The 9,220-nt window shown below is 67.0% G+C and carries 7 protein-coding genes; 4 read left to right on the forward strand and 3 right to left on the reverse strand.

Annotated features, from left to right (window positions below; all coding sequences use genetic code 11):
* A partial coding sequence (locus ACYVD0_RS12055) for an ion channel (protein WP_460427032.1) occupies window positions 1–454 on the reverse strand: 454 nt, incomplete at its 3' end.
* A gap of 130 nt (window positions 455–584) precedes the next feature.
* Between ACYVD0_RS12055 and ACYVD0_RS12060 the strand changes: the two genes are divergently transcribed.
* Together ACYVD0_RS12060 and ACYVD0_RS12065 are read left to right on the forward strand one after the other, a co-directional pair.
* On the forward strand, window positions 585–956 hold the full coding sequence (locus tag ACYVD0_RS12060) for a DUF2946 domain-containing protein (protein ID WP_460427033.1): 372 nt from the start codon (window positions 585–587) through the stop codon (window positions 954–956).
* Window positions 957–1,108: 152 nt separating this feature from the next.
* Window positions 1,109–3,145 carry a TonB-dependent receptor family protein gene (locus tag ACYVD0_RS12065; RefSeq protein WP_460427034.1) on the forward strand — a complete coding sequence of 679 codons (2,037 nt, stop codon included), beginning with the start codon at window positions 1,109–1,111 and terminating at the stop codon, window positions 3,143–3,145.
* 49 nt (window positions 3,146–3,194) lie between these two features.
* On the opposite strand, the gene ACYVD0_RS12070 is transcribed toward ACYVD0_RS12065, so the two are convergent.
* Both ACYVD0_RS12070 and ACYVD0_RS12075 read right to left on the reverse strand, forming a co-directional pair.
* Window positions 3,195–3,821, reverse strand: coding sequence for an MliC family protein (locus ACYVD0_RS12070; RefSeq protein ID WP_460427035.1), 627 nt, complete (start codon window positions 3,819–3,821; stop codon window positions 3,195–3,197).
* Window positions 3,822–4,086: 265 nt separating this feature from the next.
* Window positions 4,087–5,271, reverse strand: a complete 1,185-nt coding sequence (locus ACYVD0_RS12075; RefSeq protein WP_460427036.1) for an ExeA family protein — start codon at window positions 5,269–5,271, stop codon at window positions 4,087–4,089.
* A gap of 631 nt (window positions 5,272–5,902) precedes the next feature.
* Here ACYVD0_RS12075 and ACYVD0_RS12080 point away from each other — a divergent pair.
* Complete coding sequence (locus ACYVD0_RS12080) at window positions 5,903–8,617, forward strand: cation-transporting P-type ATPase (protein ID WP_460427037.1); 2,715 nt, start codon at window positions 5,903–5,905, stop codon at window positions 8,615–8,617.
* Window positions 8,618–8,994: 377 nt separating this feature from the next.
* The coding region (locus tag ACYVD0_RS12085; protein WP_460427038.1) for a helix-turn-helix domain-containing protein at window positions 8,995–9,220 on the forward strand (226 nt) is incomplete at its 3' end.

The raw sequence follows: 9,220 nt of genomic DNA on the forward strand, positions 1-9,220 counted from the left end.
CTACCAGGGTGAAATACATGACCCCGGCAAATTCCTCGAGCATCACCAGGGCGCGGGAAAAGGGCCTGAGCGGGAGGATATCGCCGAGACCGACGCCGGAGAGGGTGGTGAAGCTGAGAAACAACAGCTCCAGCCAGCTGCGTGTCGCCTCGGGCTCGACCGGCCCGACGAAACTGCTCGGTGCGAGGAGCTGGCAGGCACTGAACAGATAGGCGAAGGCCCAGGCCAGCAGGGTGAAGGTCGCGCTGGCCAGCAGCAGGGCGATCCAGGTCACTGCCGCACTGCGGCGCACCATGCGCAGCGCCGCACCCAGCACGATTATCCCGAAGGCACCGAACAGCGCTGGCCCGGTGTGGGTGTCCTCCATCAGCGGATAGAGCAGTACGCCCAGCAACTGGATGAGCAGCAGTCCGGCGGAGGGCAGGCGGATGAAGAGCTGGATGAGTGGCGGCATGGGCGATAGGGGAATCGGCCGGGAACGGCAAGGCAGGGGGGGAAGTGTAAAGAGGAGCGGCCAGGGCTGTCATGGGTTGCTGCCATCGGATAGATTTCTATCCCCGAGCCTCCGGCCCGTTCCCGCTCCCATGAACCTCCCGCGTGACCACCGCTCGCTGATTGCCTGGATGCTGTATTTCAGCGTTCTGCTGAGCGCGTTGCACTGCAGCATCGGTCATGGGCAGATGGCTGGCTTCGCGCTGGCCGGCGTGGGTGGGCTGTTCTGTTCGGCCGAGGGGCATGCCGGGCCGACACTGGATGGCGCTGCCGGCGACTCCATTGGCACCGCGGCCTTCGCCAACTGCCCGTTCTGCACTTCCCTCGCTCTCGTCGATCTGGCCCTGCTATTCGCCCTGAGCGCCTGGCTGCGCCCGCTGCGCCCTTGGCGCCGCAGCCTGACCCGGCGCGGCAAGGCATCTCCGCGTCAGCACTGGCCTCCGGCCAACCCCCGCGCCCCCTGATTCTGCGCGGCCGTCGCCGCCGTTCCCTTCCGGGCCTGCCCGGGGCGGGGGCGTGCGCCGGTGCGCCGACCTTTCCCGCGATTTTGGTGTGGTTCCGGCCACGGCCGGGCCACGCCCGACACGGAATGCAAAACAACTTCAGGAGAACGGGGATGCGCCCTTCATCCATTCTGAGCCTGCTGGCCCTGAGCGCCGGCCTGGCTTCGCCTGCTCTTGCCGAGCGGATCGAGCTGGAAAGCATGACTATCGACGGACGCCGCGAGGCGGACCCGACCACACCGACCCTGGCCGAAAAGCGCGCCGAGTTCGCCCGGATTCCCGGCGGCGCCACGCTGGTCGACGGGGAAACTTACAAGACCGGCCGCAGCAGCACCCTGCAGGACGCCCTGGGGCTGGCCACCGGGGTGTTCGTCCAGCCGCGCTTCGGCGCCGAGGAGTCGCGCCTGTCGATCCGCGGCTCTGGCCTGCAGCGCACCTTCCACGGCCGCGGCCTGCTGCTGATGCAGGACGGCGCGCCGGTCAATCTGGCCGACGGCAGTTTCGACTTCCAGGTCATCGAGCCGCTGGCCACCGACCATATCGAGGTGCTGCGCGGCGCCAACGCCTGGCACTACGGGACGGCCACCCTCGGCGGGGCGGTCAACTTCGTCGCGCCCACCGGCAGGAGCGCGCCGCCGCTGGACCTGCGCTACGAAGGCGGCAGCTTCGACTATCAGCGGCTGTTCATGGCGGTCGCCGAGGACTTCGGCGACTGGGACGCCTACCTGAGCCTGACCGACTCCTCTCAGGACGGCTTCCGCGAGCATGCCCGGCAGGACAACCAGCGCTACTTCGCCAACCTCGGCGGGCGGCTCACGGATCGCCTGTCCACCCGGTTCTACCTGACCCATGTGGAAACCGACTCCGAACTGCCGGGCAACCTGACCAAGGCGCAGCTGCGTGACGACGACGAGCAGGCCGCCCCGAACAACCTGCGCAACGACCAGCGCCGCGACTTCACCCTCGACCGCATCGGCAACCGCACCGTCTGGCAGCTGGACGGCGGCCACAGCCTGGAGCTGGCGAGCTTCTACAGCGAGAAGGATCTCTGGCACCCGATCTTCCAGGTGCTCGACGTGGACAGCGAGGACTACGGTCTGCGGCTGACCCACAAGTGGCAGCGCCAGGGCTGGCGCTGGACCGGCGGCATCGAGGCCAGCCACGGGCGCAACCGCGACGTGCGCCACCAGAATGTCGGCGGCCACGCCGGGCGCAAGCTCAACGAGCTGCACCAGACCGCGCGCAACCTGAATGCCTTCGCCGAGCTGGAAATCCCGTTGGCCGAGCGCTGGGCACTGATCGTCGGCGCCGCCTGGCTGCACCAGGAGCGCGAGGTCGACGACCGCTTCAAGTGCAACGCCTCGGTCAGCAGTAGCTGCGTGGCCCAGGACGAGTCCTTCGAGGCGACCTATGTCGGCCGCCTCGGGCGCATCGGGCTGCGCCATGATCTGGCCGAGGGCGTGCAGCTGTTCGCCAACTTCAGCCAGAGCTACGAGCCGCCGACCTTCAGCGAGCTGACCGGCGGCCAGGTGGTGAGCAAGAACGACGCGCAGCGGGCCAGGACCTGGGAGGCCGGCCTGCGCTACGGGCGCGGCGGCGTGGAGCTGGATCTGGCGCTCTACCGCAGCGAGATCCGCGACGAGCTGCTGGCGTTCAACGACGCCAACGGCGACCCGCTGGGCACGGTCAACGCCGACCGCACCCTGCACCAGGGCGTCGAGCTGGGCGGTTCCTGGTCGGTCGGCGCCTTCGTGCTGCGCGGACAGTACCTGTTCAACGACTTCCGCTTCGACGACGACGATGTCTACGGCGACAACCGCCTGGCCGGCGTGCCGCGCCAGTTCGTCAAGGGCGAACTGCTCTGGCAGCGGGCGGGCTGGTACGCCGGACCGACCTTCGAGTGGGTGCCGAGCCACTATGCGGTGGACCATGCGGAGACCCTGTATACCGACCGCTATGCCCTCTGGGGACTGAAGGCCGGCTACCGGGCGGCACAGGGGCCGAGCTTCTTCATCGAGGGCCGCAACCTCTCCGACCGCCGCTACGCCTCCACCACCGGGGTGATCGCCGACGCCCGCGGGCAGGACAGCGCCCAGTTCCTGCCCGGCGATGGGCGCAGCGTCTATGCGGGGGTGGAGTGGCGGCTGTGACGGGATCTGGAGTGGAGAGTCCCGGGTAGTCCACTGGGCCCGGGCGAGCTTATCCGCCCGGCTTGCCCTGCGCGTCGCGCAGGTCGCTGGTGGGCGCTATCAAGGGGGTTTTGACGCATTTCATGACAGGCATGTCGTAGCCCCAGGTAACCAGCGCCTTGTTGTCATGTTCCCAGAGCGTCGTTTCGTTCTGTCCGGCGTATTTCGCGCCACTAGTGCTGGGCTGAGCGATCATGACCGAGTTCTGGTCACCGTATTCGGCGTAAAGCGATGGCGGGTCGGTTTTGTAGAAGCTGGCCTGGATGACCTTGTTCTGGTCGTCATCGCAGGTGTAGGTGAAGACGCCGCTGACGGAAACCAGTGCATAGCGTGCCTGCAGTTCGACGATCCGCTGTGTATAGCTCTCCTGAAGGCATTGAGGCGGCTCCCCGGCTTTTTCGCAGTCGTTGCGCTTCTCGATCCAGCTGCGCTGCTGTTCCTCCAGAAGCGGCGGGTTCTCGCCGGAGGCCTTCTTTTGCGCCGCGGAATAGACCTCGGCCATTTTGCGGTTCAGGGCCGAGAGCGCCTGGTCCTTGCAGATCATCGCCTCCAAGGAGCTGGAGATTTCCTCGCCGCATTTGAACGAGGATTCCTCGCCCGCTTCGGCGACCAGGCCGAAGCAGCCTGCAAGCGCCAACAGGGGCAGTGTCGTGCCCGCCGGCGAGTTGAAACGAAAAAATGGGTTCATAGGGAAGTCCTTGATGTGGCTCCTGGCGAGCAGGGGTCAATGGTTTGCCTCGGCAAGGACGCCCGGTGTCGCCGGGCGTCCAGGCGCAGGCCGGCCTTGGCTTGGCCTTATTCTTGACAAGCCGGTGTGCGAAGTCGTTTCAACGAACCATGGCCGATGCGCGCCGGAACAGGTGCGAATCCTCAGCGCGAGCGGCAGCGATATCCCCGATAGTTCAGGATCGCTGACAGGCGCAGTCGAGATCGCTGGGCTGGCGGATGGCGGCTTGCCTGTGGCTGAGCAGGGCGCGTACTGCCTGCGCCTCGTGCTGCCAGTAATCCTCGGCCGCGGGGCCGACGACGTCCTCCTCCGGTCGCTTGACGGGTTCGGGGCGCGGCGGCTCCAGGGGCGGGTCGTTCTCTTTCACCTGGGAGGCGGGCGGCGTCGACTGCAAAGGCACGTTGCCGTTGTCCAGAGCGGAGGCTGCCTGTGTGGGCGTAGGAGGGGACGAGGGCGAGGGAGGAGGCGTGGCTTCGGCCTGGGGGAGCGCGACGGCGAGCAGGCTGACGCCAAAGGCCGCGGCCAGCGCGGCGGGGATTTTCGTCCGGCGCGCCGGGCCGAACACCTCGCGGGCGGCGCTTTCCAGGGTGGCCCGGTCCACCGCGGCCTTGCCCTGTACATAGGCGCCGAGCAGGGCGCGGTCGCAGATCATGTTGATCAGCCGCGGCGTGCCGCCGCTCAGCCGATAGAGGTGTTCCAGCAGCGGCGGCGCAAAGAGCACGGCCTGGGTGCCGGCGATAGCCAGGCGATGCCGGACGTAGGCGCCTATCTCCGGGCGCGACAGCGGTTCCAGGTGGTAGCGGGCGACGATGCGCTGAGCGAGCTGGCGCATGTCCTCGCGGGCTACGATGTCGCGCAGCTCCGTCTGGCCGAGCAGGATGATCTGCAGCAGCTTGTGCTGGTCGGTTTCCAGGTTGGTCAGTAGGCGCAGCAGCTCCAGCACCTCGGCGGACAGGTTCTGCGCCTCGTCGACGATGAGCACCGTCTGGCGGCCGCTGGCGTTGCCCTCCAGCAGGTGGGCGTTGAGCCGGTCGAACAGCACCTTGAGGCTGCAGACGTTTCCCGGCAGGGCGATGTGCAATTCCTCGCAGAGGGTCTCGAGCAACTCCAGGCGGCTCAGCTTGGGGTTGAAGATGAAGGCGATGTCGCAGTGCTCTGGTACCTGTTCGAGCAGGCAGCGGCAGAGGGTGGTCTTGCCGGTGCCGACCTCGCCGGTGAGCAGCACGAAGCCGCCGTCGATCTGCAGGCCGTAGAGCAGGTGGGCCAGCGCCTCGCGGTGCCGCTCGCTCATGAACAGATAGCGCGGATCGGGCGAGATGGAAAAGGGGGCCTCGGAAAAGCCGAAGTACTGGTTGTACATATGTCTGCGTTCCGTGGCTGGGGACTTTTTTCAGGGTAGACGCATCGCGCGAAAGCTTGGCGGCAGAACGCTGCATTCCGTCACCGATGGCCTGTGGTCGGGGGGCAAACCGGGAGATTCCTGGGTCGGTGGGAGCGGCCTTGGCCACGATGCTCTTGTAAGGTCCGCCTTCGTGGTCGAGACCGTTCCCATCAAGGCCGCGTCCGGCTTCACCCCATCCCCCGGCAAGCGGGGAGGGTTAGTGGCCTGATTGCTGCGAGCCTGCTGCGCCCAGGAGGAACAACTGTGCGAGCCCTTCGCGGAAGCTCGAATGCGACGAAACCACCTTCGGCTGCAGCAGGAAGGGCAAGCGGGGCTGGGGTGCCGCCGGCAAGGTGATCGTGTTCGGACTGGTCAAACACAACATCGCTCTCCGGCGACATGCGGCTGGAATGGGAGGACAATGGCTACCGATTGACCGCAACCGTGCAGGACAGCTGGCAGCTGCACTGGTGGTTGCTGTCGCAGAGCGGCCCTATCGCCGTGCGCGAGCTGCAGGATCTGGGGGAGAATATGAAGGCAGGCGCCGGATGGCCTGCGGGGCTCTCCAGCCCCTTGTGAACCCTAGCAGACAGACAGGACGAGGAATACGATGCAAGGTCACCAGCACACCGACTGGCACACCCAACCGGCCGAGGCCAGCCTGGCCGCGCTGGACAGCTGCCTGGACGGACTCAGCGCCGACGAAGCCGAACGCCGCCTGCAGCAGCACGGCCCCAATCGCCTGCCGCAGCGCAAGCACGAGGGGCCGCTGAAGCGCTTCCTGCTGCAGTTCCACAACCTGTTGATCTACGTACTGCTGGCCGCCTGCGGGGTCACCCTGATCCTCGGCGAGTGGCTGGACAGCGCGGTGATCTTCGGCGTGGTACTGGTCAACGCACTGGTCGGCTTCATCCAGGAAGGCAAGGCTGAACAGGCCATGCGCGCCATCCAGAAGATGCTCACCCAGGAAAGCCGGGTGCGCCGCGATGGCAAGGTCAGTGTGGTCGAGGCCGAACACCTGGTGCCGGGCGATCTGGTCCTGCTCGAGGCCGGCGACCGCGTGCCGGCCGATCTGCGCCTGCTCGACACCCGCAACCTGCGCATCGAGGAGGCCGCGCTGACCGGCGAATCCCTGCCCAGCGACAAGCGGAGCGAGCCGGTCGGTGCCACCGCCAGCCTGGGCGATCGCAGCAGCATGGCCTACTCCGGCACCCTGGTCAGCGCTGGCAGCGGCGTCGGCCTGGTGGTCGCCACCGCCGGGCACACCGAGCTGGGCCGCATCAGCCACCTGCTCAGAGACGTGCAGCGGCTGCAGACCCCGCTGCTGGCCGACATGGCGAACTTCGCCCGGCAGCTCACCCTGATCATCGTCGGCCTGGCTCTGGCGACCTTCGCCTTCGGCGTGCTGCTGCGCGATTACTCAATCGGCGACATGTTGATGGCCGCGGTCGGCCTGGCCGTGGCGGCCATCCCCGAAGGGCTGCCGGCGGTGCTGACGATCATCCTCGCCCTCGGCGTGCAGCGCATGGCTCGCCACCGGGCGATCATCCGCCGCCTGCCAGCGGTGGAAAGCCTGGGCGCGGTGACGGTGATCTGCTCGGACAAGACCGGCACCCTGACCCGCAACGAGATGACCGTGCAGCGCGTCTTCACCCGCGAACACAGCTACGAGGTGGACGGCATCGGCTATGCGCCGCGCGGTACCATCCACTGCGACGATGGCCGGCTGTGCGACCTGGACAGCGCCGACGACCTGCTGGCGCTGGCCCGCGCCGGCCTGCTGGCCAACAGCGCCAGCCTGCATCTTCTGGAAGAGTGCTGGTGCATCGCCGGCGATCCCACCGAGGCTGCCCTGCTTACCCTCGCCGGCAAGGCCGGGCTGCACCTGCACCAGGAAAGCCAGCACCTTCCGCGGGTCGATGCCATCCCCTTCAGCGCCGACCGGCGCAGCCTGGCCAGCCTGCACCACGACCACGGCGGGCACGGCCTGATCTACCAGTTCGGCGCCCCGGAACGCCTGCTGGAAATCTGCCAGCGGCAATGGCGGGCGGGCAGTGACGAACCCCTCGAGCGCCGCTACTGGCATCAGCGCCTGGACGAGGGCGCCAGCCAGGGCCTGCGCATGATCGGCCTGGCCATGCGGCCCTTGGGGAAGGCCCGGCAGCAGCTCGATGAGGACGACCTGAACGAAGGTTTCATCCTCCTCGGCCTGGTGGGCATGATCGACCCGCCGCGCGAGGAGGCCATCCATGCCATTGCTGAATGCCGCAGCGCCGGCATCGCGGTGAAGATGATCACCGGCGACCACGCCGCCACCGCCGGCGCCATTGCGCAGCGTCTGGGCCTCGGCGAGGGCCGGGCGCTGACCGGCGCCGAGCTGGATGAACTGAACGACGCCGAGCTGGACGCCCGCCTGGCCGAGACCTCCGTTTTCGCCCGTACCAGCCCGACCCACAAGCTGCGCCTGGTCGAGCGCCTACAGGCCGGCGGTGCCCGCGTGGCGATGACCGGTGACGGGGTCAACGACGCCCCGGCGCTGAAACGCGCCGATATCGGCATCGCCATGGGCATCAAGGGCACCGAGGCGGCCAAGGAAGCGGCGCAGATGGTGCTGGCCGACGACAATTTCGCCACCCTGGTGGAGGCAGTGGCCGAGGGGCGCACCGTCTATGACAATCTGAAGAAGTCGATCCTGTTCATCCTGCCCACCAGCGGCGGGCAGGCCATGGTGCTTCTGGCGGCCATCGCCCTCGGCCTGCCCTTGCCGATCACCCCGCTGCAGATCCTCTGGGTCAACATGATCACCGCTGTGACCCTGGCCCTGACCCTGGCCTTCGAGCCGGCTGAGCGCGGGCTCATGCAGCAGCCGCCACGCGACCCCAGGACCCCCCTGCTGAGCGGCTGGGTGCTCTGGCGGGTGCTCTGCGTGTCGCTGCTGCTGACCGTGGCGAGCCTCGGCCTGTTCCTGCTCACCCAACACCAGGGCTGGACGCTGGAGGAAAGCCGCACCCTGGCCCTCAACGTGCTGGTCGCCGGCGAGGCGGGCTACCTGTTCAGCTGCCGCCGCCTGCGCGAGCCGGCCTACTTCGGCATCCGGCACAATCCCTTGGTCTGGGCCATGGTGCTGCTGCTGCTGCTGTTGCAGTTGGCCTTCACCTACTGGACGCCCATGCAGACGCTGTTCGACACCGCCGACCTCAGCCTGAACGCCTGGGGCTGGTGCCTGATCGGCGCGGTCGGCGTGTGCCTGGCGGTGGAGCTGGAAAAGGCCTTCTACCGCTGGCGCCAGCCGGCCCACGGCAACCAGCAGGCGGAAGCCCGCTAATCCGCTTCGGGCGTGCCTTTCCCCAGGCGAAAGGCACGCCCGTCACTTCCCCAATCTCACCCGAAAAACACCTAACTTCAGGCATTTCCCCCTCTCTCTTGAAACCCCCGCCTTATCGCTGACCGAGGAAGAAGAGACCTGCGCGCTTCCTGGCGGGCCAGTTCGGCCACGGACAGGTTCGACGGCGGCAACAGCCTCTTCAGCAGGGCGGCCTTGCGTTCAGGCAAATAATGCAGCATTGCACGACTCTTTCTACCTCTGGGGTTTGGTTTTGATGAGTCCGATCAGGCGGCAACTATCCTGACACCGGGGAGAGCCTGGATTCTATTAATTTATCTCCTATTAACCAGGCAATCAAATTCACGATATAAAGAGGCATGAAAAAGATCGATGCCCGAAAGCTCTCTCGAGAAACTCAGGACCAGATGCGACGCCTGGCCATGAATCTGCGAGAGCAGCGCGGACTGACTTGGCAAGAGATTGCCGACGTATTGGGCGCACATCTGAGTACCGTACTAGCCTGGTCCAAACGCTACAGCGAGCAAGGCAGCGAAGGTCTGAAATCCAGGACACGAGGTCGGCGCCAGGCAAGCGGACGGACCT

It is taken from the genome of Azotobacter armeniacus (assembly GCF_054779355.1).